Origin of the sequence: Siminovitchia jepli (assembly GCF_047228825.1) — a bacterium.
Lineage (GTDB): Bacteria > Bacillota > Bacilli > Bacillales > Bacillaceae_C > Siminovitchia.
In genome coordinates, this window is the sequence record NZ_JBFEGN010000040.1 from 1 (window position 1) to 24,748 (window position 24,748).

The 24,748-nt window shown below is 39.6% G+C and carries 23 protein-coding genes; 12 read left to right on the forward strand and 11 right to left on the reverse strand.

Annotation, left to right across the window (positions count from 1 at the left end; genetic code table 11):
* Positions 1–659 precede the first annotated feature (659 nt).
* From AB1L08_RS13320 to AB1L08_RS13335, 4 genes are all read left to right on the forward strand, one after another.
* Positions 660–932 (forward strand): (2Fe-2S)-binding protein, encoded by a 273-nt coding sequence (locus tag AB1L08_RS13320; RefSeq protein WP_413065155.1) that lies wholly within the window; start codon positions 660–662, stop codon positions 930–932.
* A complete protein-coding gene (locus tag AB1L08_RS13325; protein WP_413065156.1) occupies positions 922–1,302 on the forward strand; it encodes a (2Fe-2S)-binding protein in 381 nt (126 codons plus the stop codon). The genes AB1L08_RS13320 and AB1L08_RS13325 overlap by 11 nt, the downstream gene beginning before the upstream one ends.
* Before the next feature lies 1 nt (position 1,303).
* Positions 1,304–2,563: an NAD(P)/FAD-dependent oxidoreductase gene (locus tag AB1L08_RS13330; protein ID WP_413065157.1), complete on the forward strand. Its 1,260-nt coding sequence runs from the start codon at positions 1,304–1,306 to the stop codon at positions 2,561–2,563.
* A gap of 77 nt (positions 2,564–2,640) precedes the next feature.
* Entirely contained in the window at positions 2,641–3,828 is a 1,188-nt protein-coding gene (locus AB1L08_RS13335) for an NAD(P)/FAD-dependent oxidoreductase (protein WP_413065158.1), read from the forward strand.
* Positions 3,829–3,977: 149 nt separating this feature from the next.
* Here AB1L08_RS13335 and AB1L08_RS13340 read toward each other — a convergent pair whose 3' ends face one another.
* The 10 genes from AB1L08_RS13340 to AB1L08_RS13385 form a co-directional block, all read right to left on the reverse strand.
* Positions 3,978–4,967, reverse strand: a complete 990-nt coding sequence (locus tag AB1L08_RS13340; RefSeq protein WP_413065159.1) for a bile acid:sodium symporter family protein — start codon at positions 4,965–4,967, stop codon at positions 3,978–3,980.
* Positions 4,968–5,938: 971 nt separating this feature from the next.
* On the reverse strand, positions 5,939–7,318 hold the full coding sequence (locus AB1L08_RS13345) for a reverse transcriptase domain-containing protein (RefSeq protein WP_413065160.1): 1,380 nt from the start codon (positions 7,316–7,318) through the stop codon (positions 5,939–5,941).
* A 406-nt stretch (positions 7,319–7,724) separates the two neighbouring features.
* A complete protein-coding gene (lpdA, locus tag AB1L08_RS13350) occupies positions 7,725–9,104 on the reverse strand; it encodes a dihydrolipoyl dehydrogenase (RefSeq protein ID WP_413065161.1) in 1,380 nt (459 codons plus the stop codon).
* A 4-nt stretch (positions 9,105–9,108) separates the two neighbouring features.
* Positions 9,109–10,449: a dihydrolipoamide acetyltransferase family protein gene (locus AB1L08_RS13355; protein WP_413065162.1), complete on the reverse strand. Its 1,341-nt coding sequence runs from the start codon at positions 10,447–10,449 to the stop codon at positions 9,109–9,111.
* 24 nt (positions 10,450–10,473) lie between these two features.
* Positions 10,474–11,451 carry an alpha-ketoacid dehydrogenase subunit beta gene (locus AB1L08_RS13360; protein ID WP_413065163.1) on the reverse strand — a complete coding sequence of 326 codons (978 nt, stop codon included), beginning with the start codon at positions 11,449–11,451 and terminating at the stop codon, positions 10,474–10,476.
* Entirely contained in the window at positions 11,444–12,385 is a 942-nt protein-coding gene (locus tag AB1L08_RS13365; RefSeq protein WP_413065181.1) for a thiamine pyrophosphate-dependent dehydrogenase E1 component subunit alpha, read from the reverse strand. The genes AB1L08_RS13360 and AB1L08_RS13365 overlap by 8 nt, the downstream gene beginning before the upstream one ends.
* 130 nt (positions 12,386–12,515) lie before the next feature.
* Positions 12,516–13,994 (reverse strand): MocR-like pyridoxine biosynthesis transcription factor PdxR, encoded by a 1,479-nt coding sequence (gene pdxR / locus AB1L08_RS13370; RefSeq protein WP_413065164.1) that lies wholly within the window; start codon positions 13,992–13,994, stop codon positions 12,516–12,518.
* A gap of 3 nt (positions 13,995–13,997) precedes the next feature.
* Positions 13,998–15,287 (reverse strand): TRAP transporter large permease, encoded by a 1,290-nt coding sequence (locus AB1L08_RS13375; RefSeq protein WP_413065165.1) that lies wholly within the window; start codon positions 15,285–15,287, stop codon positions 13,998–14,000.
* Complete coding sequence (locus tag AB1L08_RS13380; RefSeq protein WP_413065166.1) at positions 15,284–15,763, reverse strand: TRAP transporter small permease; 480 nt, start codon at positions 15,761–15,763, stop codon at positions 15,284–15,286. Before AB1L08_RS13380 ends, AB1L08_RS13375 begins: the two co-directional genes overlap by 4 nt.
* Before the next feature lie 213 nt (positions 15,764–15,976).
* Entirely contained in the window at positions 15,977–17,002 is a 1,026-nt protein-coding gene (locus tag AB1L08_RS13385; protein WP_413065167.1) for a DctP family TRAP transporter solute-binding subunit, read from the reverse strand.
* Between the two features lie 269 nt (positions 17,003–17,271).
* On the opposite strand from AB1L08_RS13385, the gene AB1L08_RS13390 reads away from it, so the two are divergent.
* From AB1L08_RS13390 to AB1L08_RS13400, 3 genes are all read left to right on the forward strand, one after another.
* A complete protein-coding gene (locus tag AB1L08_RS13390) occupies positions 17,272–18,294 on the forward strand; it encodes an alcohol dehydrogenase catalytic domain-containing protein (protein WP_413065168.1) in 1,023 nt (340 codons plus the stop codon).
* Positions 18,295–18,377: 83 nt separating this feature from the next.
* Complete coding sequence (locus AB1L08_RS13395; protein WP_413065169.1) at positions 18,378–19,139, forward strand: SDR family NAD(P)-dependent oxidoreductase; 762 nt, start codon at positions 18,378–18,380, stop codon at positions 19,137–19,139.
* Positions 19,140–19,253: 114 nt separating this feature from the next.
* A complete protein-coding gene (locus AB1L08_RS13400; protein WP_413065170.1) occupies positions 19,254–20,228 on the forward strand; it encodes a bile acid:sodium symporter family protein in 975 nt (324 codons plus the stop codon).
* Positions 20,229–21,107: 879 nt separating this feature from the next.
* On the opposite strand, the gene AB1L08_RS13405 is transcribed toward AB1L08_RS13400, so the two are convergent.
* Positions 21,108–21,518, reverse strand: coding sequence for a helix-turn-helix domain-containing protein (locus tag AB1L08_RS13405; protein ID WP_413065171.1), 411 nt, complete (start codon positions 21,516–21,518; stop codon positions 21,108–21,110).
* 404 nt (positions 21,519–21,922) lie between these two features.
* On the opposite strand from AB1L08_RS13405, the gene AB1L08_RS13410 reads away from it, so the two are divergent.
* The 5 genes from AB1L08_RS13410 to AB1L08_RS13425 all read left to right on the forward strand — a co-directional run bounded on the left by AB1L08_RS13410 (position 21,923) and on the right by AB1L08_RS13425 (position 24,709).
* Positions 21,923–22,921 (forward strand): ABC transporter ATP-binding protein, encoded by a 999-nt coding sequence (locus tag AB1L08_RS13410; RefSeq protein ID WP_413065182.1) that lies wholly within the window; start codon positions 21,923–21,925, stop codon positions 22,919–22,921.
* 15 nt (positions 22,922–22,936) lie between these two features.
* Positions 22,937–23,941 (forward strand): ABC transporter ATP-binding protein, encoded by a 1,005-nt coding sequence (locus AB1L08_RS13415; protein ID WP_413065172.1) that lies wholly within the window; start codon positions 22,937–22,939, stop codon positions 23,939–23,941.
* 70 nt (positions 23,942–24,011) lie between these two features.
* The gene (locus AB1L08_RS13420) at positions 24,012–24,089 is read left to right on the forward strand and encodes a helix-turn-helix domain-containing protein (RefSeq protein ID WP_413065183.1); all 78 of its coding nucleotides are present in this window, start codon (positions 24,012–24,014) and stop codon (positions 24,087–24,089) included.
* Positions 24,090–24,174: 85 nt separating this feature from the next.
* Positions 24,175–24,420, forward strand: coding sequence for an IclR family transcriptional regulator domain-containing protein (locus AB1L08_RS22580; protein ID WP_489686525.1), 246 nt, complete (start codon positions 24,175–24,177; stop codon positions 24,418–24,420).
* Complete coding sequence (locus AB1L08_RS13425; protein WP_413065173.1) at positions 24,323–24,709, forward strand: IclR family transcriptional regulator domain-containing protein; 387 nt, start codon at positions 24,323–24,325, stop codon at positions 24,707–24,709. Before AB1L08_RS22580 ends, AB1L08_RS13425 begins: the two co-directional genes overlap by 98 nt.
* Positions 24,710–24,748: the final 39 nt, after the last annotated feature.

Consider the following 24,748-nt stretch of genomic DNA (forward strand, 5'->3'; position numbering starts at 1 on the left):
TATGTGACCGATAAGGATGAGAACCGATGATTTGGGTCACATAGAGTAGTTCTACGTGACCGATAAGGATGAGAACCAAAGATTTGGGTCACATAGAGTGGTTCTACGTGACCGAAAAGAGTGAGAACCGATGATTTGGGTCACATAGAGTAGTTCTACGTGACCAAAAAGGATGAGAACCGATGATTTGGGTCACGTAGAGTGGTTCTATGTGACCGATAAGGATGAGAACCGATGATTTGGGTCACATAGAGTAGTTCTACGTGACCGATAAGGATGAGAACCGATGATTTGGGTCACATAGAGTAGTTCTACGTGACCAAAAAGGATGAGAACCAAAGATTTGGGTCACATAGAGTAGTTCTACGTGACCGATAAGGATGAGAACCGATGATTTGGGTCACATAGAGTGGTTCTACGTGACCGAAAAGGATGAGAACCGATAATTTGAGTCACATAGAGTAGTTCTACGTGACCGATAAGGATGGGAACCGATGATTTGGGTCACATAGAGTAGTTCTACGTGACCGAAAAGGATGAGAACCAAAGATTTGGGTCACATAGAGTAGTTCTACGTGACCGAAAAGGATGAGAACCAAAGATTTGGGTCACATAGTATAGCAATTTTTACATTTATAAAACTAGTGAGGAGTTTTATTATGAAAGACACCATTATATGCCGATGCGAAGAAATAACTTTAAAAGATTTAGAAGAAACAGCCAAAAAATATAAAAGCTCTGCACGTGAAATCAAATTACGGACAAGGGCCGGGATGGGATTTTGCGGCGGGCGGACTTGCCGCCCGGCTATTGATAAAGTATTAACGAATATTACAAAGGAGAACCCGACTGATGCGCTTCCACTAAAGGTTGCTCCTCCAGTAAGACCTATATCTTTAACGGATTTGGGAGGTGCAAAAGATGACCAATAGAATTGTTCATCATCCTGTGCTGGGCCAATTGGACCAAAAGAAAAAAGTACGCTTTGTATTTGATGGCAACACATATGAAGGATTTGAAAACGATACGATTGCATCCGCTCTCTTGGCACATGGAATCCGTACGCTGCGCAAACACGAAGAGTCTGGAAACCCTCGGGGAATTTATTGCAATATCGGCCATTGTTATGAATGTCGTGTAACTGTGAATGGAGAATCAAATGTTCGCGCTTGTCTTACGCCCATTCAAGAAAATATGGTTATAGAAAGCGGAAAAGTTCTGCCTTCCCCATTCGATCCATCAAAAGAAGGGGAATTGCCAAGAACGTATGCCGAGTTCATGGAACAGGAGGGACAAAAATAAAATGCAGATCCATGATGTTGTCATTATTGGTGCAGGTCCCGCAGGTTTAGCGGCTGCCATTCAATGCAGAGAAAATCATTTGGATGTTGTCGTTTTGGATGAATTTCCGAAAGCCGGCGGCCGGCTTCTTGGACAGCTTCATCAAGAGCCGAATGGGCAATGGTGGAATGGAATAGAAGAAAGCAGAGCTTTACAGGAAAGAGCAGAAAACTTAAATACAGATATTCGTTTAGGCGTCTCGGTTCACCATATTGAAAGATTGGACCATCAATTTGTTGTGCATACAAAAAAACAAAATTTTACTGCGAAAAATGTTCTGGTTGCAACGGGTGCTGCCGAATCCGCGGCTCCGATTCCCGGCTGGACACTTCCTGGAGTCATGTCGATTGGTGCCGCTCAAGTCATGACGAACGTTCATCGGGTGAAAGTCGGCCAAAAAGGACTTATTGTTGGAGTAAACGTTTTATCTGCAGCGATTGCCAGGGAGCTGCAACTTGCCGACGTTGACCTGTACTGCATGGCACTGCCGGCTCCCAACATTGTAACGGAAGATCAATCAAATCCGCGGGCGGTAATGGAGCGCTTATCACGAATTGCGCATTTGGCACCTTCCAAGTTTATTCGATTTGGAAGCAAATTTGCGAAATATAAATTTGTTCAAAATTTAGCACTGCAATTTTATCCTAAAAAAGGAATTAAGATGTGGGGAATGCCGATTTACCTGAATAAAGCGATCAAACAAATTAATGGCACCGATAAAGTCGAATCCGTTACGATGGTCGATGTCACCATGAATGGAGATATGATCCCAAATACAGAAGAGGAAATCCCAGTCGACTTTGTTTGTATCGCCGGCGGATTATATCCGTTAGCAGAACTCGCTGCGGTTGTCGGCTGTCCGTTCCTTTACTCGGAGGAACTTGGCGGCCATGTACCGGTTCACAATGAAAAAATGGAAACACCGATAGCCGGCATTTACGTAGCTGGTAATATTACAGGAATTGAAAGTGCCAAAGTAGCCCGCGAACAGGGGACAGTTGCAGGATTGTCCATCGTAAATAAAGAATTGAACAGACCTGAAATCGAAGGTAAATTACAAGCAGCAGTTGATCAAGTGAGAGCAACCCGTGATGCGGCTACGATACAGTTTCATCCTCACATCCCGGAAGGTCGCGCAAAAGTAGCTGCAGCGTTTGAGCAGATAGTAAATAAACAAAAAGCGGAAAAAGAATTGGAGTTTACGAAAGAAAGAATTTCATAGGATGGTTTATTATTGTTCGAGTTAACCATTAGATACTTGTTTACCAGTTTTTTCGAATTTATATGTTGGGGGTTATGATGATGCCTGCTAATCATTTTGAAGTTGCTGTCATTGGGGGCGGAATTGTCGGTTGTGCAGCAGCTTATTACCTTGCTGAATCTGGTTTGGAATGCATTCTGATTGAAAAAAATGACATTGCCAGTGGCACAAGTTCCCGTTGTGATGGAAATGTTACGATTGTCGATAAGGATCCCGGATTTGACAGTCATATGTCTTTAGTCAGCCAGCAATTGATTGAAGAACTTTATGAAAAATTAGATCGGCCGTTTGAATATAGAAAGCTTGGCAGTATACTAGTTTGTGACAATGATGAAGAAATGCAAGCCGCCGTCGATTGGGTGAAAACACAAAGGGAAGCCGGTTTAAAGTTTAATGTATTGGATCAACAAGATATTCGTAAAGAATCTCCCTTTTTTGCTGATGATATTCCAGGAGGATTGGAATGTGAAACAGACTCCCTCATTAATCCATATCTGTTTTGTTACTCTTTAATCGACAAAGCCCAAAGCGCTTATGGATTAACGGTGAAAACACAAGCAGAAGTAAAGAATATTGTAAAAAGCGATGGCGATTTTACCATTCATACGGCGAATGGGGATGTACATGCGAAAAAAGTTGTCAATGCAGCTGGTGTCTGGGCACCATTTATCGGGAAAATGTTAGGTGTTGATATACCCATTACTCCGCGGAAAGGCCATATTCTTGTTGGTGCGAGACAGCACCCCGTCATGATGCGCAATGTTATGGAATTTGGCTATCTGATGAATAAATTTGGCCGTGAGCGCATTGCTGATGAGCGTACAGCCAAACATGGAGTGGCACTTGTCCTTGAACCAACAGAAAGTCAAAACTTTTTACTCGGAAGCAGCCGTCAATTTGTGGGTTATGACCCAACGATAGATATTCGTGTTGTTGAAACGATGGCAAGACGCGCACTGCGGTTTTTCCCGAAAATGGATGATTTCAAAATCATTCGGGCTTATACAGGCTTCCGTCCATACACGGAAGACCATTTGCCAATCGTTTCGGCGGTTGAAGAAATCCCGGGATTTTATATCGCAGCGGGACATGAAGGGGACGGCATCAGTTTAGCAACAGGGACAGGCAAGTTAATGGAAGAAATTGTTAATGGAAAGTCCGAAACCATCATACCCACAGAACCGCTTCGCTATGACCGGTTTAAAAAATCGGAAGTTTTTGCTTGATGCAAGTGCTGTTTTATATAGGTTCCGCATGTGCAGAGGTGCCCCGGCACGTTCATGTTTTTGGGCAAGCTTATAAATGACCCGGCCGGGTTCCGCATTATAGAGAGGCCTGGCACGTCCCAGTGAAACAACTGACAAACGCATGCTTGTCAGTTGTTCATTTTGAAGTCAGTCGAATTATCGTTATCCTGATGATCCTCTAAGATATTATGTTTTTCGGCTTTTTTCCCCCAATAGTTGGCAAGAAGTGAACCGGAAACATTGTGCCAAACGCTGAAGATGGCACCGGGTACAGCGGCCAGCGGTGTAAAGTGGGCGGCCGCAAGAGCAGCGGCAAGACCGGAGTTTTGCATGCCGACTTCAATGGATACGGCTTTTTGGTCTTCATAATTCATTTTTAATATTTTTGCGGCGAGAAATCCGAGCAAATAGCCCAGACAGTTATGCAAGATGACAACCGCCAAAATGAGCAGGCCGCTTTCCAAAATTTTTTCCTTATTTCCGCTCACTACAGCTGCCACAATGGCAACAATCCCAATAACAGAAATGAACGGCAGCACCGAAATGCTTTTTTCCACCAGCTTTTGGAACAATGCTTTCACAATCAGGCCTAATACAATGGGTAAAAGCACTATGGTCACAACAGATTTAAACATGTCCCCTGCCGAAACGGGAAGCCACTTACTTGCAAGCAGCAGCGTAATGGCCGGGGTCAGGATTGGTGCCAAAAGGGTAGAAACAGCAGTCATTGAAACGGATAATGCCGTATTGCCTCTTGCCAAATAGGTCATTACGTTTGAAGATGTTCCGCCGGGGCATGCTCCCACCAGGATGACACCTACCGCAATTTCGGGAGGAAGTCCAAGCCCGTAAGCTAATACGAAAGCCAAAAAAGGCATAATGACATATTGGGCAACAACACCGATCCAGACAGATTTGGGATGGCTGAACACTTTTTTAAAATCCGATGACGAAAGCGTCATCCCCATTCCGAACATAATGATTCCGAGCAGCCAGGAAATATATGGTGCTATCCAAGTAAACCCTTCAGGGAAAAATAATGCCAAAGCCGCAAACAAGATAACCCAGTAGGCAAACGTATTGCCTGCAAAGGCACTCACCTTTTCTATCACTCTCATGTGAACCACTCCTCTCCTCAGTATAAGATTACAATTTGAACCTCCCATGACTAACATTGGACCTGGCCGAAAAAATAAAGTACTACAATTATAATCCCCGGATCATATCGAAACCTGTTCACAACAAAGAGCAAGCTCAGCGGAACTTGCTCCTGTTTTCTTGACCCCAGGGTTACTCTCATTTCATCTGGTTGGGTTTAGATTCCTGTGTTATAGAGATGGACCACCCTTAAGGGACAATCGAGTGACACTCTTCACTGTTCCCTAATCAAATAAGGAAACTTGAGGAATCATTCAAGATAAGAATCCATATCTTCACCTTGATTCCAGTGTTTCTTTCTTCTCTCAAAATGTGCCTTCGGTCTCTCCCACCTGTTTCTCTGCGTCTGGATTATCACAAATCGCTACCCAAACATCTCTTCTTCCATCATTAAATCCTCGCGCCTGAGCCCATGTCATCAATAAGCTTTTAAAAAGGCCAATCCATAAATACAACATTCTTTATCTGAGTGCTCAACAACCGTTACTGCAGAGCGGAATGTTTCCCCATGATCATAACCATGATATTCCCATCGACTATCTGCACCTTGTCCCAAATAAAAATTAATGAATATTCTTCCCTTTTCTGTTACTTCTATTGACTGAATTCCTTACCACCGTAGACATTTCTACCTCACCAAAAGCATAGACGTGGTTGATTTTGCCATCCATTTCCAACAATCTCAACTCAGGTATCGCGGGGAATACCCAGCATATCCCTTTACTTCTTGTCTAGGTTTACTGTGATGCCGATCATCGTGTCTGAACGGCTTTTGTCCCCTTCCCCTTTCATCCACACCAATCATCAGCGCGGAAAAAAGTTCCTTCTTCTTTAATTCAAGCTCAGACATCTTTCAACCGCAGGCTCACGATCAACAGTGTATCATCAGAAGTCAGGTCCGTTTTCATTATAAATAAATCTGTCCTAAGTTTTATAGCCGCTTATGGATTTTATTCCAATGTCTCTTTACCTGATTTCGTATGTGGCTGATTGCCTTTAGTTGAGACATCTTTTTGTGGGCTCTATACGCGTATGAAATAAAATTGCCATACCCTTTATAATTCATCCCTAGATGTGTGTATATCTGATATAGCTCTCTTCTGGGGCCTTTTCGTTGAGTTACGTAGGCTATGCGTTTACTTGTGTCAGCTTTCCGGTATGCGCGGCAATAATATTTAAACAAGCTTTTCTCCCGTAATCGAATAGTACTTCCATCTGTTACGAAGCCTAAATAATCAAGTGTGCTGGTACATTGATTTTGGTCAAAGATGGCACCTGCGGTATATGAACGTATTTTCGTTTTTTCTGCTTGGATTTTTAAGCCATGGTCTTTATACTTCAGGATGATCTGAAAAATTTCATTTTTAAGTTGAGTAATTGTTGCTGCACTTACACCGGAAATAGGCACGACTAATATTAAGTCGTCACTGTATCTTCTGTACAGGGCCTGATGATAATCTGCCCAACCTTTAATTTCTTTATCAAAATGCACAAGATAAACATTTGAGCAAACTGCGCTCATTCCGGAACCTTGGGGGATTCCGTATGGCTTTTTATTTTTAAAAAGATGCTTTTCTTTAAAACTTCTAAAGTCGGAAGGCTCCATTATTCTTGTTAATTGACGGTTTCGCCGAATTCTTTTGAGCTCTTTTACGCCATATCGTTGTTTCAGAAAGGCATCCACATCAGTACGCCGAACGTATGTAAATTGAGTAAGGCTTCTATAAACTTTATACCAATCTAGAGGAAGTTCTCTAACACCTAAAACATCTTTTATATTCCTTTTAAGCGTACGATGATCGATATTATCAAAAAAGCTGGTGAAATCAATAGATATAATAACAGCATGATCATGCTCGAAAATAAACTTAAAGACTTCAAACGCGGAATCTATAGTACTTTTACCTTTGTTATTTCGATATGCGATTGCAACTTCATCAATATTATGGTCCTTCGCATAATCATTATATGCATTGTTTAGTAGGTCTCCATAATATTTGTAAATAAAACGGTCTTTATGCGCTGCATAATAAATTTCCCGTCTCTTGGTCTTCTTTTCTTTCCGCTCATGGATAGGCAGACTTTTATTTTTTGAGACAGTTACGTATTTTTTTATATCGATATTAAAATGAATGGAAGGTAAGAAAGGATAAGAGGCTACCCAATTGGGATTTTGGAGCTTTCTTTTGAAGTGGGAGATATTTATAGGTTTGTCAAAATGTAAATAATTTTTTGACTCATACTTTGACCAATCAATGTTGGCAGAGCTAGGGAGGGTATGTAATTGTTGTGGCCTATTACTCCGTTTCATAACAGAACACCCTCCTAGCATACTTTTTTGGGATTCTTTCGAATCGCCCGGTGACCACTGTTTGCTGGAACAATTCAGTTATAATTGCAGAAAGGAGCCAACCATAACTGTGATAAGTTCATTGCTCTATATTATCGTTGGGCTGGACCAGGCCGATCCTTCCGTGGATATATGTCGCATGTTTGCCATGTGGACGTTTGACAAACTGGAACTTATCGCTCTTGCACCTGAAGCCCTGCAAGACGCCTTCAATAAAAGTAATTGAATTATTTCTATTATAGTAGAAAATTACAATAATTTCTAGTCTAAATTAATAAGTTCAAAAGGTGTGGATTCGTTCAAAATCTCACCTTAACATGTTTAATAAGCTATAGTTCTCATTTTTTTAAAACCTTAAATGTTCTTTTTAATTCCGTACTAAAGGTAAATGAATAGCGCCATGATTAATTGTTAATGCTGCTTCTTGAATCCCCTCAACAAAGCTAGGGTGAGGATAGATCATGCTGATAAGTTCATCTGCTGTCGCTTCTAATTGAAGAGCAATTGTGGCTTGGGCTATAAATTCAGTAGCGTGAGGAGAAAGCAGATGTACACCTAGAAGCCTTCCTAAACTCTTATCTGTAATGACTTTGATAAATCCGGCTGGTTCACCTTCAATTAGTGCTCTGCCATTTGCACGAATGGGAAATACCCCTTCTTCAATATTAAATCCTCTACTCCGAGCTTCCTCAGCTGTAAGACCTACAGAAGCTGCCTCCGGGTGCGTATAGACGCATTTAGGCACATAATCATAGACTACGGGATTAGGTGATAAACCAAGCACATGTTCAACGGCTACTTTTCCCTCAGCCATAGCAACATGAGCTAGCATAAGCGAAGTAGAGCAATCGCCGATCGCATAAATCCCCGGAAGATTCGTTCTTTGATAATGGTCGACTTTGATTTTTCCCTGTTCAACAATGATGCCGTTTTTCTCTAACATTAATGGGTCAAACACCGCTTCTCTGCCGACAGCTACCAATACCTTTTCAGATTTAATACTTTCAACCCCTGCCAAGTCTATCTTAAGTTGGTTAGAGGAGTCTTTCACAATTTGGATGACTTTTTTGTTTAAAGAAAATTCAACCCCCATTTTTTCTAAACACTCTTTAAGCTGGGATGAAATATCCTTATCCATGTTCGATAAAATTCGATCTGCTGCTTCAATAACATGTACCTTTACACCTAGTTCGGCAAATATATTAGCAAATTCTATCCCAATTACTCCCCCACCAATGATTGAAAGAGATTTCGGCAGTTTTTCCAAAGAATGAATTTCATCACTTGTTAGTACACCTGGCAATTCAATGCCAGTGATGGGAGGAAGCGCTGGTTTGCTTCCTGTGGCAAGAATAATGTTATCTGCTGTAAGAGAAAGATCTTTATTTTCATTGACGATTACTCTCATATCACCGTCAAGAGACGCTATTCCTTCGATTACGTTAATTTTTCCTGCCTTAAGTAAGCTTTCAATTCCTTTTCTTAACTGTTGTACAGTCTTTTCTTTACGCGAGAAAATAGTTTCCCAAGGTACATCGGCATCCTCGTTCTTATAAAATAATTCTTTACTTTTCGCCCAAGTATGGGACGAATCCAATAGGCTTTTTGTCGGAATACATCCGACATTCAAGCAAGTACCTCCCAATTGTTTCTTTTCAATAAGCGTAACTTTTTTACCTAATTGGCTAGCTCTTAAAGCTGCGGTGTAGCCCCCGGGTCCACCGCCAATAACGATCACCTCATTCATTTGTTTATCTCCCTTTCACTAAGAGTCGTAGCGGTTCCTGGATATAATAATCGATTGTGTTCAAAAATCTTGCAGCCTCAACACCATCTAATGCGCGGTGGTCGAAAGATAGTGATAACGTCAGCATGGAACGTCTAACAACGTCGCCACCCTGATAAATTGGTTTTTCAATGATACGTCCAACACCTAGAATGCCCGTTTCTGGTGGATTAATAATAGGTGCAAAGCCATCAATATTCATCATTCCTAAATTACTAATTGTAAAAGTGCTTCCACGTATTTCATCAGCTGTAAGTTTATTTTCTTTCGCTCTTTCAGTTAAATCCCGTAATACATCAGCGATTTCCAAAATACTCTGTTGGTTAGCTTCAAATATAACAGGAACCACTAAACCTTCTTCTACTGAAACTGCAACACCCATATTCACTACTTTGTGATAAGTTATTTGATTTTCATCACACCAAGCATTTAGAATAGGATGCTTCTCTAAAGCATTGGCAACAATTTTTATTAGAAAATGAGTAATTGTAAGTTTAATACCTTTTTCTTTATACTCAGTGGATAAAATAGATAAAGCTGAGACGAGTGCAGTTACATCTACTTCCCGTTGAATGGTCACATGAGGGATCCTTTTCCAGCTTTCAGACATTCGTTCTGCAATCACTTTACGAATACCGGACATTGGTTCAGTGACACTTGTCAGGCTTCCGTATTGCGTAGACTTTATATTAACCGTATCAGAGGAATTAAATTGTTGGGCTATTACGTCAGGAAGCATGATTCGTTTTTGTTGTTGAATCTCTTCCCACTCAATACCATGTTGCTGCGCGTACTTCTTGGCAAGTGGAGAAATGGCTGGCTGTTTTTTAGTTTCCAGTTCTATATCACGGGAAACTATCACTCCATTAGGACCTGATGGCTTAATATCTTGCATGGATCTCCCTTGCTCTCTGACTATTTTCTTTGCATATGGGGTCGCTTTTATATAACTTAAAGAACGAGGCTGAGTTTCTTTTGAATCTGCTTCCTGATTCGCTTCTATATGCGGCTTTTTATTAACTTCACTTTGCGTTGTGTCTAAGCCTAAATATTCATTAATATCCTCATTTTCTTGTGCAATGATAGCTATAGGTTCCCCAACTTTTGCCGTTTCACCTTCCGGAATGAAAATATGGCGTAACACTCCTGTTTCTGGGGCCTCTACAGCGTTAGTAATTTTATCTGTTTCGACTTCAAAAAGGGGCTCTCCACTTTTTATAATATTACCTGGTTCTGTTAACCAGTTGGAAACTGTCCCCTCTGTCATTGTTAATCCAAATTTAGGCATAGTAATAACGACTGCCATTACACTCCCTCTTTCCTTTATGAATTACCACCGGGCCTTCAATACAGCTGATACAACCGTTTCAACTTGTGGAATGACATGCTTTTCAAGTGGCGGACTAAAGGGAATAGGTGTAAATGCCGCACCTACCCGGATGATGGGTGCATCCAAATATTCCAGGATATTTTCACTCACTGAAGCAGCAATTTCCCCTCCTACGCCACCAGTTTTAACAGCTTCATGAGCTATAACAAGACGATGGGTCTTTTTAACAGATTCATAAATCGTATCGAGATCCATCGGTACAATCGTTCGCAAATCAATCACTTCCGCTTCTATTCCATGATGGGTACTTAACTGTGACGTAGCCTCTAAGCATTTCCCTAACATAGCTGAATAAGAGACGATCGTTACATCTTTTCCTTCTCTTACGACAGCGGCTTTGCCAATAGGGATTAAAACCTCTCCATCCGGAACGGGGCCTTTTTGGTTAAATAACTGTTTGTGCTCAAAATAAATAACCGGGTTTTGATCACGAATTGCTGCCTTTAGTAATCCTTTCGCATCAGCAGGATTCGATGGAATCACTACTTTTAGACCTGGGATATGCAGAAACAAAGCTTCAAGAGATTGTGAATGCTGAGCTGCTGCTGACTGTGTCACACCATCCGGAGCACGCAATACAAGTGGAAGCGTCCCTTGTCCGCCGAACATATATCGAATCTTTGCCATCTGATTCAAGACCTCATCCATGGCAACCCCGATAAAGTCTGCAAAGTGCATATCAATAACCGGTACAGCACCGGCTAGAGCAGCTCCAATACCTGACCCAACAATGGCGGTTTCTGAAATAGGCGTATCACGAACCCTTTCCAGACCAAATTCTTTTGGGAGCCCTTTAAACTGACCAAAAATTCCACCTTGGCTTGCTATGTCTTCACCCATAATAAATACTCGTCCATCTCGTCGCATTTCTTCCTGCATAGCTTCTAAAGTTGCTTGGGAAAAAGAGATATTACGCATAGTCTATTTCCTCCTCTACATACAAATCTTTAAATGCTTCCTCTGGTTCAGGGAAAGGACTTTCTTCGGCAAATTTAACAGCTGCCTCAATTTCCTCTTTCACTTTTTCCTCAATTACTTTTAATTGCTCTTCTGTTAATAGCCCCTCCTTCAAAACCTTTACCATAAATTTCTTTAATGGATCATTTACCTCCATCTGGTTTAGTACTTCTTCTCTAGTTCGATATTTTTCCGGGTCGCCAACAAAGTGACCTTTGATTCGATAAGTCTTGCATTCTATTAAAGTAGGACCCTCTCCATGTCTTGCCCGTTCAACAGCTTCACTAGCAGCCTGATACACTTCAAAAACATTGTTTCCATCAACAATAACACTTGGCATAGCATAAGAAGAACCCCGAATTGAGATATCTGTTACCGGAGTTGCTTCATGCAATGGCGTGGTAGATGCCCACTGGTTATTTTCACAAATAAATACTGCTGGGAGATTCCAAACAGAGGCTAAATTTAGCGCTTCATGAAATGTTCCCCTATTACTCGCTCCATCCCCAAAGAAACAAACCGCAACCTCTTTCCCTTTACGTAATTGAGTAGCGAGGGCAGCACCAACGGCCAAGTTAAAACCTCCCCCTACCACACCATTTGCTCCAAGCATCCCAATTCCAAAATCGGCTATATGCATCGATCCGCCCTTCCCTTTGCAGTAGCCTGTTTTACGTCCGTATAATTCCGCCATACACCGATTAATGTCAGCACCCTTTGCAATGGTATGACCATGTCCTCGATGAGTACTCGTAATATAATCCTCTTTTTCAAGTGCAGAGCAAACACCAACAGCAGTCGCTTCTTCTCCGATGTAAAGATGTACAAATCCTGGAATATCACCCGCTAAGAATTTTTCGTTCACTACCTCTTCAAAGCGTCTAATAAGCAACATACGATAATACCATTCTTGTAAAAGGTCAGCTGAAATTGTTTCCTGAACCAATAAAAACACCCCTTATCCTTTATTTGTAAGTGCTTACAAATAGTATAAGAGGTGGCAAGTTAATATCCTATAACCAATGTTATAAATGGTATGAATAATATTCATTAATAGCAAGATCAATACGTTCAATCCCATCCTTAAGAGCGTTTAATGAGGGATGTGTAAATGCTAACCGGATGTAATTTTCGTATAATCCTACCCCACTCATCCAACTACCAGGCACAAATAAAACACCCTTTTCAATTGCTATTTGCAGCAATCTTTCGGATATAATACCTTTAGGGATTTTGCACCATAAAAAAACGCCTCCGTCAGGTAGTCTACACTGAAGGTTAGGTCTGTCTTTTAAAAGGTCCTTTATTAAGGATAGACGCCTTCGGTATGATTGCCGAAGTTTTTCAATATGGTTCGATAATCTTCCTTCCTCTAAATAAACTTGTACAGCAATTTGAGTTAAATTATTACTATGCAAATCAATTCTTTGCTTAATCTTTACAAGATTCGAAATGATCCCTTCATCCGCAACCAATACTGCCACACGAAGAGTCGGAAATAAATATTTCGAGAATGATTGAAGGTGGATAACCATATTATCTGTATCCAATGCCTTGAAGGATGGAATTGGATTTTCTTCATAATAGAGCAAACTAAAAGGGTCGTCTTCAACAATTGGAACTTTATATTTTTTGGCAAGCTCTAATAATTCCTTCCTCCTCTGCAAAGAGATAGTAATACCTGTCGGGTTTTGAAAGGTTGGATTTAAATAGATAAACTTAACTGGAAACTGCATGAGCAAGTTCTCAATGTTATCAGTTTTTATTCCTTGTTCATCTAGGGTAATCCGTAAAGTTTTTGCACCAGTGGCAGCAAAGGCATCCGAAGCTCCAAGAAATCCGGGTTCTTCCATGATGACATAATCTCCAGGACCTAAAAACAAACGGCTAATTAAATCAACTCCCTGCATTGCACCAGAAACAATCATGATCTCTTGTTCATTTGCATATATTCCCCTCTCGGAAAGCCAATCTTTGAGCACAAAAATTAAGGGCTCATATCCTTGAGTAGGTGCAGGCAGTTGCAGCAAGATTGGATTTTTCCGAAGATGCTCTGCAAAGCATTGGCTAAAATCAATTCCAGGATGGACTTCTGGTGCTGTCCCAACACCACCAAAAGGAATTAGGCGAGAGTCTCTGCCCAGCCGCATAATTTTTTCCATGCCATGATTTACTTTTTCGGTTTGATAGGCAAAATTCTTATGCCAAGTGACGGCTTGTTCTGTCTTTTCAATTCTTGGTCCTCGCATGATAAAGGTTCCACTGCCCTGTTGGCTCCTGACGATTCCACGTGATTTCAATTCCTCATATGCTAAAGTAAGAGTCATCCGACTGACATTCAATAACGTGGCCATCTTTCGTTCAGATGGAAGACGAATGCCAGGTTTCAACTTCCCTTCATGAACCATTTGCTCTATTTGCTGCGAAATTTGTTTATATAAGGGCTTTCTATTATCTGAATCAACGTTGATTTGTTCCCATATTACTGTCGACAACAAGCTCACTCCTTACCCCCTCATGCCTAACAAGCTTGGCAGCAATAAACTAATCGCTGGAATATATGTAACTAATAGTAATACAATGATCGCCGCAATAACAAAAGGGATCACCCCAATGGATACTTCTTTTAGTGAGAGTCCTGTTAATCCGCAAGCCACATATAGGTCAAGACCGACTGGTGGTGTAACTAGGCCAATTGCTAGATTCATTGTCATTAAAACCCCAAAATGCACTGGATCTATTCCCATAGCACCTAGAATTGGAACGAAAATCGGTAAGAAAATATAATAAGCAGAGATGGCATCAACAAACATACCTGCTATTAATAGAATAATATTAATCATTAATAATATTGTGTATTTTTCCGGTGCAATACTCATAAGCGCGTTTGCCATATCCTCAGCAATTCCTTCTACTGTAATTAACCACGCAAAGGTTGATGCTGAAGCAACAATTAACATGATCATGGCAGTTGTTTTGGCTGATTGAAGCAAAATTCTTGGAATTTCCTTTATTTTAATCTCTTTATAAATAAATAAACCTACAATCAATCCGTAAAAAACAGCAACAACGGCTGATTCAGTCGGTGTAAACACTCCGGAGTAAATTCCGCCCAATATAATGATAGGTGCCAGTAAACCCCAAGAAGCATCTTTAAATGCTGCCCATATTTCTTTTTTGTTTGCTTTTGGTAATGTAGGAATTCCTTGTTTTTTAGCGATAAAGTAACTGAATATCGCTAAAACTAGTCCCATTAAAAGCCCTGGTATAATACCAGCAATGAACAATTCTCCAATTGAAACTTCAGCAACTACACCATAGACAATATAAGCTATACTAGGAGGGAGAATAATTCCAATTCCACCTGCAGTTGCTAAAAGACCAGCTGACATTTCCTTACGATAGCCATGTTTAACCATTGCCGGAATAATAATCGACCCAACTGCTGCCATAGTTGCAGGTCCTGAACCAGAAATAGCAGCAAAAAAGCAAGCAGCCACAACCGAAACAATAGCGAGTCCACCAGTATAGTGTCCTGTCAAAGTTTGTGCAAGTTGAATCAACCGTCGAGAGATTCCAGCCATTTCCAAAATTAACCCTGCTAAAAAAAAGAAAGGTATGGCTAAAAGGGTAAATTTAGTTAAAGAAGAATGCAGCGTTGTTGGCAATGATTGAATCGGCAGATCAAATACGATTAATGTAGCAGCTGTCGATAACCCTAAAGCAATTGCAATAGGCATGTTTAAAAATAGTAATAAGAAAAATACCACAAATAAGAAAATAGCCGTTACACTCATTTAATTTCCCCCTTCTTTTTTTCTTTCTTTATTTCCACGAGATACCCTTCCCAAAATCGGAAAGTACATAGGAAAGCACCTAGAGGAACAGATAGACCCATAATCCACTCGGGTAGCCCCATAGCTGGCGTCTTTTGGCCATACCCATGCTGCTGCATAACCATTTCAATACCGTACCAAAAAAGTACTACAAAAAATATGGAGGTTAAGCATCCTACCAGAAATATGATAAGAATCCTAAAACGTCTTGGTAATAAATCAGTTAATAACGCAAAGCCCAGATGTCCGTTTTCTCTAGCAAGTAGGGCAGCACCAATAAATATAATAAATGCAAAAATATTAGTAGTTAATTCCTCAGTCATTGAAAATGATAAATGAAAAAAATGCCTAGAAAGTACATTTGCCATCGTTATGATACATATAACGGACATAAATATAATGAGAATCCATTCCTCCAACTTAACAAATAACCTCAATATTTTCCCCACCATTCTAATTGATATGTAAATAAATTGGCTTTTTATATTTGTATTGTTGGATAGACTCACGAGTTGGATTTACATTCCGATAGATGGTTCTCGGAATGTAAATCAAATCACTAGTCTTTTTTTACAATACAAATAATTACAAAGCTAAATAAAGCAATTAGAAAAGGTAAAAAGGGGCAAGCTATCTCCCCTTTTTAAACATTAATTTTTAAAAGCATCTAACAAATCTTTTCCAACTATTTTTTCGTATTGATCAATAACAGGCTGCACTTCTTTTTGGAAAACCTCTATTTGTTCTGGCGTTAGCTCAACGACCTCCATACCTTTCTCTTTTAGTTCTGCAAGTATTTCTTCATTTTGTTTCCTATTTAACTCAATTTGATATTTTGCAGCCTCTTGAGCTGTTTCTTTTATGATCTTTTGCGTTTCTTCATCCAATCCATCGAAAAGCTTTTTATTCATTCCAAAAACGATCGGATCATACATATAATTCCAAACCGTTAAATAATCTTGAACCTCAGATAATTTAGAATTCAAAATAATTGGCAGCGGATTTTCTTGACCATCAATTACTCCTTGTTGCAAGGAAGTAAAGACTTCACTCCAGTTCATCACTGTTGGATCCCCGCCAAATTTTTTAAATGTATCGACCATCATTTCCATAGATGGAGTTCTTATCTTTAACCCTTTTATATCTTCTGGAGTAACGATAGGATGCTTGCTATTCGTAATTTGGCGGTAACCACTCTCACCAAAAGCTAATGGCTCGATCCCATTTTCTCTAATTATTTCCATTAATTTTTGTCCACCTTCACCATTCATGGCTTTATCGGCTTGCTCATAATTAGGAATTAACCATGGAAGTGATGGTGTAGCAAATTTTTCATCGAGTACGCTATAAATGATCGTAGAGTGAACAGAAATATCCGTAGAACCATTTTGAAGTGCCTCTAAACCTTTTGGCTGATTTCCGTTTGAAAGTGATTCATTCGCATATATTTTCATTTTAATATGGCCATTTGTTTTTTCTTCAACATCTTGAGCCCATTTCTTTGCAGCAACACCCCATGTATCCTGCTCTGAAACGGTAATACTTACTTTTAAATTCATTTTATCTTTTTTGTCGTTTCCGCTAGATTTACCCCCGCCCGTTTGTTTACTGCATCCAATAAGGGTTATGGCTACAAGCAATAATATTGTTAGACCCCTACCAAAAAACTTCTTCATCGTCCTTCCCCCTTGTAAAATTTTTTGTTCCTTTTATTTAAAATAATCAAAAAAATGGCCATAGAGTATAGCCAATTACCTAATTGGATATATAAATCAACGTCCACTTTACAAACCCTTTTATATTTTCGCTGTTTTTAATATATTTTTATTAATTTATTTTGAATAGCCTTGCATGTTAAAGCCAATTTACCAAATGGATCTAGACTATCAACAACATTTGAAGTAATACTATTACAAATGCCAAAAAATCGGAGGTGTGTCACATTATGCTTGCAATAATAAAGGGAAAACCAGGGCCAGGTGCTGAAAAAGTACAAGTCGAAATCGATGAACCAAGAGAAAATGAAGTGTTGATATCTATTAAAATAGCAGCAATATGTGGGACTGATCTTCATATATACTCATGGGATCCTTGGGCGGCAAATACTAATTTACTTGTTCCTGGAATTATTGGTCATGAATGTGTGGGCGAGGTTGTTCGTGTAGGTAAGAATGTAACTTCATTATCCATCGGCGACAGAGTATGCGTTGAAACACATATCCCATGTGGAGACTGCCGACTTTGTCGGACTGAAAAGCAGAATATATGTGAAAATCTTCGTCTTTTTGGGCTACATACCCATGGATGTTTTGCCCAATACGCTATCGTTCCATCTATTTGTGCAAGGAAGATTCCTTCACAAATCCCTGATACGATAGCTTCTGTAATGGAACCGCTCGGTGTTGGCGTTCATGCTGCCCAGCTAGCAGAAGTTAAAGGAAAACGTGTTACTGTTCTTGGTGCAGGCCCGATTGGAATTTTTACAGCATGTGTCACCCAGGCACTTGGTGCCGAGGCGGTGTATATTAGTGATGTAAAGGAAAATCGTCTAAAGATCGCATCAAAATGTGGGAATTTCAAATTATGGAATCCTCTAAAAACCCATACATCCATAGTTCTAAATGGAGACCATCGTCCGGATGTAATTATTGAGACAACAGGAAATGAACGTGCCATTCAGGAGGCAATCCCATATTTGAGAAAAGGCGGACAAGTTATTTTGGTAGGGTTGTTTTCCAACAATATTTCACTAAACCTTTCGTCTGACGTCTTATTTAAAGAGGCAACAATAATGGGTATTCATGGTCGAAAAATGTGGGATACATGGGATACAATGGAAGATCTTCTTATTCATGATAAAATTAACATCGCACCAACTATAACTCACCATCTATCATTAAATGATTTTGCTAAAGGTTTTGAGATCGCACAATCAGGTGAAGGGGTTAAAGTACTATTATCCCCTTGATAGGAATGAATCTCAAAAATTATTTTAAATGCTACACTACTTAAACATAAAGGATTGCCCAATTTATAGGAGGAGGCCAATTAATGATTAAAACAGCAATTATTACCGGTGGCGCACAGGGTCTTGGTTACGCGATTTCCGAAGAATTAGCTGAAGCTAATCACAAAGTTATTTTACTTGATCGAAATCAAGAACAACTTCAATCATCTGTTAAACAACTCCAAAAAAAAGGGTTTGATGCCCAAGGGATTGAGATTGACCTTTCAAAACCAGAAAATATACCGGAAGTAATATCCAAAATAACAAATGAACATGGAAAAATTAATGTCTTAGTAAATAATGCTGGTATAAATATTGTAAAACCTTTTGATCAGGTAACTTCTCAAGAATGGGATAAAGTTATGGATATAAATTTGAAAGCCTCTTTTTTTATGATCCAGCAAGTATCACCTTATATGACAGAAGGAGGATCTATTGTAAATATTTCATCTATGGCATCTAACAGCCCCCGTCCTCTTTCAGTTGCTTACGCTGCCTCTAAAGCAGGTATGATTAGTCTTACAAAAACAGCTTCAATTGTCCTTGCTCCTAAACGCATTAGGGTGAATGCCATATGCCCGGGTGCTATGAAAACAGAACTACTATCAAAAATGGCTCAAGATATGGGTGAATTATCAAATACAACACCGGAAGAATCTTTAGAAAATTACATAGGAACAATTCCTCTCGGCCGAATTAGTTCACCCTCCGATGTGGCAAAAAGTGTAGTCTTTCTTGTATCGGATGCTGCAAATTACATAACAGGTCAATCATTGAATGTTTGCGGGGGGTTGACTGTTTCTTAGGTTAGTATGGAGACACCGAAAAAGGCCAAGATTTTCAAAATCCTGGCCTTTATAATTAACGTTGTCAAAGATAGGTAATTATATAATTATTATTGAAGAAAGGAAGCTTCTGGCATGGGAATTATTATTGATTTTATTTCGAAGAGGCTGCCACTGCTTATTGTATTTGTAGCGGTGATCACCTATTTTTCCCCCGTATACTGGAAAGCCCCTTCTTGGGTGCCTAGCTTACTTTTAGGAGTTGTCATTTTTTTTGCTGGCCTTTCTATGAATATTACTGTAATAAAAGAAATTAGAGCAAAAAGAAAAGAACTATTACTTGCAGTTCTTTTAAAATGGACGCTCACTGTAATCATTTCGGTCGGGCTAGCTTATATCTTTTTTTCTTCTCTTCCAGAAATTGCTGCAGGAATCATTTTGTCCGGAACCGTTCCAAGTGCAACGGCAGCAACTTTATACACGTTCTTAGCCGGAGGCAATGCCCCACTTGTGATCGCGGCATCATTAGCCGATATAGCCATCAGCCCAATCATCACCCCTCTTTCCATGGTTGGACTTTCAGATAGTCATGTGTCCATTTCGTTTTTAAAATTACTGCAATCTTTCATATTTATTGTGGTAGTTCCATTAGGAGCGGGTCTAGCAATTCAGCATGGTTTTCCTCAGGCTGCTAATTATTCAAAATCAATCACAAAAATTGGTTCTTCTCTATCACTGTTGCTAATCATTCATACGATTATAGGAAATGGAGCACCATTTATCCAAATGAAGCTTAGCTTACTACCACTAATCGTTCTTGTCACTTTTGTTCAAGTGGTTTTTCCCATGTTTGCAGCTTATGTTATTGCAAAAAAACTTTCAATTGAAGAACAAGACGCCCGAGCCATTTTATTTCAAGTTGGATTATGCAATACAGCACTTGCAGCCATTTTAGCTTTTAAATATATTGGCGAACTTGCGGCCATAGCGCCAATTGTTAATATGATTATAAATTTATCAATCGGTTCTCTTATTTCCAACCATTTTGCTAAATCGGACATGGTACAGCCAAAAAAATATTCAAATGGAGACTTATCTAGATCCAATTAAGAGATTACCCTAATATTTATGAAAACACTTTCCGATTGATAGCCTATAACATGGGTAGCGTTAAGAAACAATGTTTGTTGGCAGGATCTCTTCATTATTTAGAGGCTGCTGAACGATTTATCATGCAGTCCAGATTTGCCAGCGGATTGAACGAAATAATGCGCGAAAAAATGCAAAAAAAGAGGCGGAATTTCCGCTCCAAGTTCAACGAGTGTTTGTAAGGAAATTACCGTTTCGCTATTCGCTGGCGGAGCCCCTCGTCCCGCCCCCTTCTATAGACTGCTAATAAATATGGTGCGGCAGTCAATGGCAACCAGTTGTCGACGTGGCTGGCGCTACATAGAAAAGGCAGTTCATATTTTACGTGATAAGTATCCGTGGAGGTTAACAATACAATCTATTAACCTACCTTACTTTTTAATAAATATTGTCTTGATGAAGCGGTCCACTTCCATCACATTATAGGCAAGGAATTTAAAGAAGAGTACCTTGTCAAAGATTCTGCAGATATACAGTGATATATGTTGATGCCAGCGATGAACTAGCTGACGATTAAGAAGACGTATTAAATGCAGTTTACTGACCGGAGGAAGGCTCATATACATTGTATCAAGTCCACTTTTGGTTATACGTAGAAATAAAAAAAGAGCGCTCTTAAAGCGCCCTTTCACCAAATTCAAAAATAATGAAGAATGTCAAATGAATAAGGTTATGAAACCTTTTTTAATTGTCATAACCGAGATTTACTCAAAAAGGGATTCTTCCACTCTCCCCATAACCTTACTCTTTAGCACCTTTATCTTCTCTTTTACATCTTGCAACATCTGCCCTTTCACACCAAATTAAAGTTTACACTTTTTGGTTCTGTCCCCGATGATTTCAGTCTTCGTTTTGTGATTTTGCTTTATTTACTACCCATTCAAAATGATTGTGCAGCTCTATCAGGTCTTCGCGTGATAATTGAATCCATTTATCAATCTGCAATATGTAAGGCTCATCGATGCCCTTGGATTTAAGATAATGAATCAATTCTTTAATATTTTTTTCACTATCTGTAATATCTTCATTTATTCTTGTTTTGCAACATTCTTTTCCCCGAACAAGATAATCTATTGAAACATCAAATAAGTCGGCAATTCTTACTAATGTTTCCAGATTGGGCCTTCTTTCTTCTCTCTCATATGCTCCATACACATTGGGAGTAAAGCCTAATTTCATGCTAATTTCTTTTTTTGAGTAACCAAATTTCTCTCGCAAATTTTCCAAACGGAATCCGAAACCTTCTACCATGAGACCCTTCCTTTTTGTAAGAAGCTACCACAAACTGTGTTTAATTTTATTAAAAACCACGAAGTGTGTTGACAAATAATTGTTTAATCGTTATCATTCATACAAACACACAAAATGTGTGTTTAAGATTATATTAATTTTTCCGAGAGGGGGATTATGAAAATACGTAGATTCACCGGAGTAATTTTCTTTTTTATTTTTTCTGTTTTGTTTTACGGTTGTGGCAGCTAGGGAGCCTCTAGCCAAAAAGAAAAACCGCCATTTATTAAGCTCATTACTAATTCCGTTTGGCAGGAAGATAATTTTATGAGTCAAGGATTGATTAATTTTAGTAATGAACTATGTAATATCAAAATTGGAATCGCATCATATTTTATTTTTTTTGACATCCAAAGGGGATTGATATTTTGGAAACGCTATCACTATTAAATGTACGTGATTTGGAAGTCGCTCTTCCTTCGGAAGATGGGGATATAACACTAGTAAATAAAGTTTCTTTTTCACTTAAAAAAGGAAAAACTTTAGGAATCGTTGGAGAATCAGGTTGCGGAAAGAGTCTTACCTCGCTATCCATCATGGGACTTTTACCTCCCAATATAAAAGTCAAAAATGGATTTATTCAACTGAATGGAAAGGATATAACAAAGCTATCAAAAAGTGAACGAAGACGATTGCGCGGGAAAGATATGGCAATGATATTTCAGGAGCCGATGACATCGCTGAACCCCGTTTACAAAATTGGCTACCAAATTGTTGAATTAATTAGGAATCACGAGAACATCTCCAAAGCGGAAGCGCGAAAAAGAGCCATACATATGCTAGAGCTTGTTGGTATCCCCAGACCGAATAAGGTGATTGAGGATTATCCTCACCAATTATCGGGCGGTATGAGACAAAGGGTCATGATTGGGATGGCACTGTCTTGCAACCCAGGTTTGCTCATTGCTGATGAGCCTACAACAGCATTGGACGTAACCATCCAAGCGCAAATTTTTGACTTAATGAAATCTTTGCAAGACAAGATGCATATGTCCCTTATTTTGGTCACACATGATTTAGGCGTTGTTGCGGAAGTATGTGATACAGTGATCGTCATGTATGCTGGTGAAGTTGTCGAGAGGACGACAGTGGAAGAATTGTTTGAATCTCCCAAACACCCCTACACAAAAGGATTGCTAGCCGCTCTTCCAAAGCTCGAGGAAGACAAGGAAGTCCTTTCCTCAATTCCTGGAACAGTGCCTTCACCAACTGACATGCCGAAAGGTTGTCGGTTCGCCGACAGATGCCCACATACCTTTGATTTGTGTCATGAGAAATCACCCAAAGAATTTTTTATTAATGAACAAGCAAGTGCAAAATGTTGGCTTTATGAAGAGCAACTTCCGCGCAAAAGTCCTGTATGAGAAGGAGAAAGTGAAATGAACCGGAATGTCTTACTCGAAGTAAAGAATCTGAAAAAATACTTTCCCATTAGGGGTGGGGGAATAGTTGGAAAGAAAATAACAAATCATGTCAGGGCAGTTGATGATGTTTCCTTTCAAGTGTATGAGGGTGAGTCTTTTGGAGTTGTAGGGGAATCCGGATGCGGTAAAAGTACAACAGGAAGAGTGATCTTGAGGCTTCTGGACCCGACAAGTGGCACCGTTTATTTTCAGGGAAAAAACTTGGCGGAGGTTTCGGAAAAAGAAATGCGGATGCTTCGGAAAGATATTCAAATTATTTTCCAAGATCCTTTCGCCTCTCTCAATCCCCGAATGAGAGTAAAACATATTATTGAAGAGCCATTAGTGAATTTTAATATAGTCCAAGGAAAAGAAAACATTAGAAAAAAAGTCGAAGAAATAGCCGAACAAGTTGGTTTGACAAAAAAGCAAATTGAGCGTTATCCACATGAATTTAGCGGTGGTCAGAGGCAAAGAATTGGTATCGCAAGAGCATTGGCTTCAAAGCCGAAGTTAATCATCGCCGATGAGCCGGTATCCGCATTGGATGTATCGATTCAATCGCAAGTTTTAAATCTTTTGACGCGGTTGCAAAAGGAACATGGATTTACATTTATTTTCATATCACACGACTTAAGTGTTGTAAAACATTTTTGCGACCGTATATGTGTTATGTATCTTGGGCAAATAGTTGAAGTCGCAAATAAAAATGATTTATACAAGGAACCGCTTCATCCGTATTCGCAAGCTTTGCTATCGGCCATACCAAAGCCCGATCCAAAATTAAAAAAAGAAAGGATTATTTTGACAGGGGACGTACCGAGTCCATCCAACCCACCCTCTGGGTGTCCCTTTCATCCCAGATGTGCCTTTGCGATGGATGTATGCCGCAAAATTCGCCCTCGTTTAAAAGAACAAGATGACGGCAGATCCATTGCCTGCCATTTATACGATAGTGAGTTGTCCCAAAATGTCATTTAAGGGCAGTTGCCATGAGTAAGGTGTTGATAAAAGCTTTAAACATACTGATGCTTTTTAACGAAAAAAGCCGATGTGGACCTTGGATGAAATCGTTGAGCATACAAACATACCGAAGACAACGGTCTTTCGTTTAATGAAAAACGTATGAGGATGCAGGTTATGTCCAAAAAGTTTCCTTCTATCATAACGGCTATACGATAGAAGGCCATGTTTACCAGCTTGGTATTCGCTTTATGGAATTGGGTCATCTGGCAGCAACCCAACTGGAAGCCAGAACAATAGCCATACCATATATGCAAAAGTTAAAAGAACAATTAAATGAAGCTGTACAGCTCGTGATTATAGATCGAGATGAGGCCATATACATCGAGAAAGTAGAAAGTGACAAACCAGTCAGGCTGTATACGAAGACGGGCAAAACGTGCTCCGTTGTATGCAGGGGCCTGTCCAAGAGCTCTACTTTCATTTCTAGCGGATGATGAGATTTATAGAATCATCAACAATGATAAAGATTTTGAAGTTAAGAGCAAATTATCAATTAATGAGCTGTGGAAATCTAATTATCAAACCCGTAAATGCGGATTTACTTTTAGTGATTCTGAACTTGCAGAAGGGACATCTGCTTTTGGGACACCAATTTTCAACAAAGATGGAGAAATTGAAGCGTCCCTCAGCGTGGCCAGCTTTTCTTCTGTCCTGAGTTTGGAGAACTACCCCAAGTTATATCCTATGTGGGAGGCGTCAGCTGCAATATCGAAAGAACTGTAGTTTAGTAAACCGTATCCATATATTATGAAAATTCAGGGG

Bases quoted from the DNA above. Each gene is read 5' to 3' on its own strand.
- AB1L08_RS13330 (WP_413065157.1), top strand. From the start codon at position 1,304: ATGCAGATCCATGATGTTGTCATTATTGGTGCAGGTCCCGCAGGTTTA.
- AB1L08_RS13335 (WP_413065158.1), top strand. From the start codon at position 2,641: ATGATGCCTGCTAATCATTTTGAAGTTGCTGTCATTGGGGGCGGAATT.
- AB1L08_RS13355 (WP_413065162.1), bottom strand. From the start codon at position 10,449: ATGGCAGTCGTTATTACTATGCCTAAATTTGGATTAACAATGACAGAG.
- AB1L08_RS13365 (WP_413065181.1), bottom strand. From the start codon at position 12,385: ATGTTGCTTATTAGACGCTTTGAAGAGGTAGTGAACGAAAAATTCTTA.
- AB1L08_RS13375 (WP_413065165.1), bottom strand. From the start codon at position 15,287: ATGAGTGTAACGGCTATTTTCTTATTTGTGGTATTTTTCTTATTACTA.
- AB1L08_RS13385 (WP_413065167.1), bottom strand. From the start codon at position 17,002: ATGAAGAAGTTTTTTGGTAGGGGTCTAACAATATTATTGCTTGTAGCC.
- AB1L08_RS13340 (WP_413065159.1), bottom strand. From the start codon at position 4,967: ATGAGAGTGATAGAAAAGGTGAGTGCCTTTGCAGGCAATACGTTTGCC.
- AB1L08_RS13400 (WP_413065170.1), top strand. From the start codon at position 19,254: ATGGGAATTATTATTGATTTTATTTCGAAGAGGCTGCCACTGCTTATT.
- AB1L08_RS13405 (WP_413065171.1), bottom strand. From the start codon at position 21,518: ATGGTAGAAGGTTTCGGATTCCGTTTGGAAAATTTGCGAGAGAAATTT.
- AB1L08_RS13320 (WP_413065155.1), top strand. From the start codon at position 660: ATGAAAGACACCATTATATGCCGATGCGAAGAAATAACTTTAAAAGAT.
- AB1L08_RS22580 (WP_489686525.1), top strand. From the start codon at position 24,175: ATGGAATTGGGTCATCTGGCAGCAACCCAACTGGAAGCCAGAACAATA.
- AB1L08_RS13415 (WP_413065172.1), top strand. From the start codon at position 22,937: ATGAACCGGAATGTCTTACTCGAAGTAAAGAATCTGAAAAAATACTTT.
- lpdA (WP_413065161.1), bottom strand. From the start codon at position 9,104: ATGAATGAGGTGATCGTTATTGGCGGTGGACCCGGGGGCTACACCGCA.
- AB1L08_RS13345 (WP_413065160.1), bottom strand. From the start codon at position 7,318: ATGAAACGGAGTAATAGGCCACAACAATTACATACCCTCCCTAGCTCT.
- AB1L08_RS13420 (WP_413065183.1), top strand. From the start codon at position 24,012: ATGTGGACCTTGGATGAAATCGTTGAGCATACAAACATACCGAAGACA.
- AB1L08_RS13390 (WP_413065168.1), top strand. From the start codon at position 17,272: ATGCTTGCAATAATAAAGGGAAAACCAGGGCCAGGTGCTGAAAAAGTA.
- AB1L08_RS13360 (WP_413065163.1), bottom strand. From the start codon at position 11,451: ATGCGTAATATCTCTTTTTCCCAAGCAACTTTAGAAGCTATGCAGGAA.
- AB1L08_RS13395 (WP_413065169.1), top strand. From the start codon at position 18,378: ATGATTAAAACAGCAATTATTACCGGTGGCGCACAGGGTCTTGGTTAC.
- AB1L08_RS13325 (WP_413065156.1), top strand. From the start codon at position 922: ATGACCAATAGAATTGTTCATCATCCTGTGCTGGGCCAATTGGACCAA.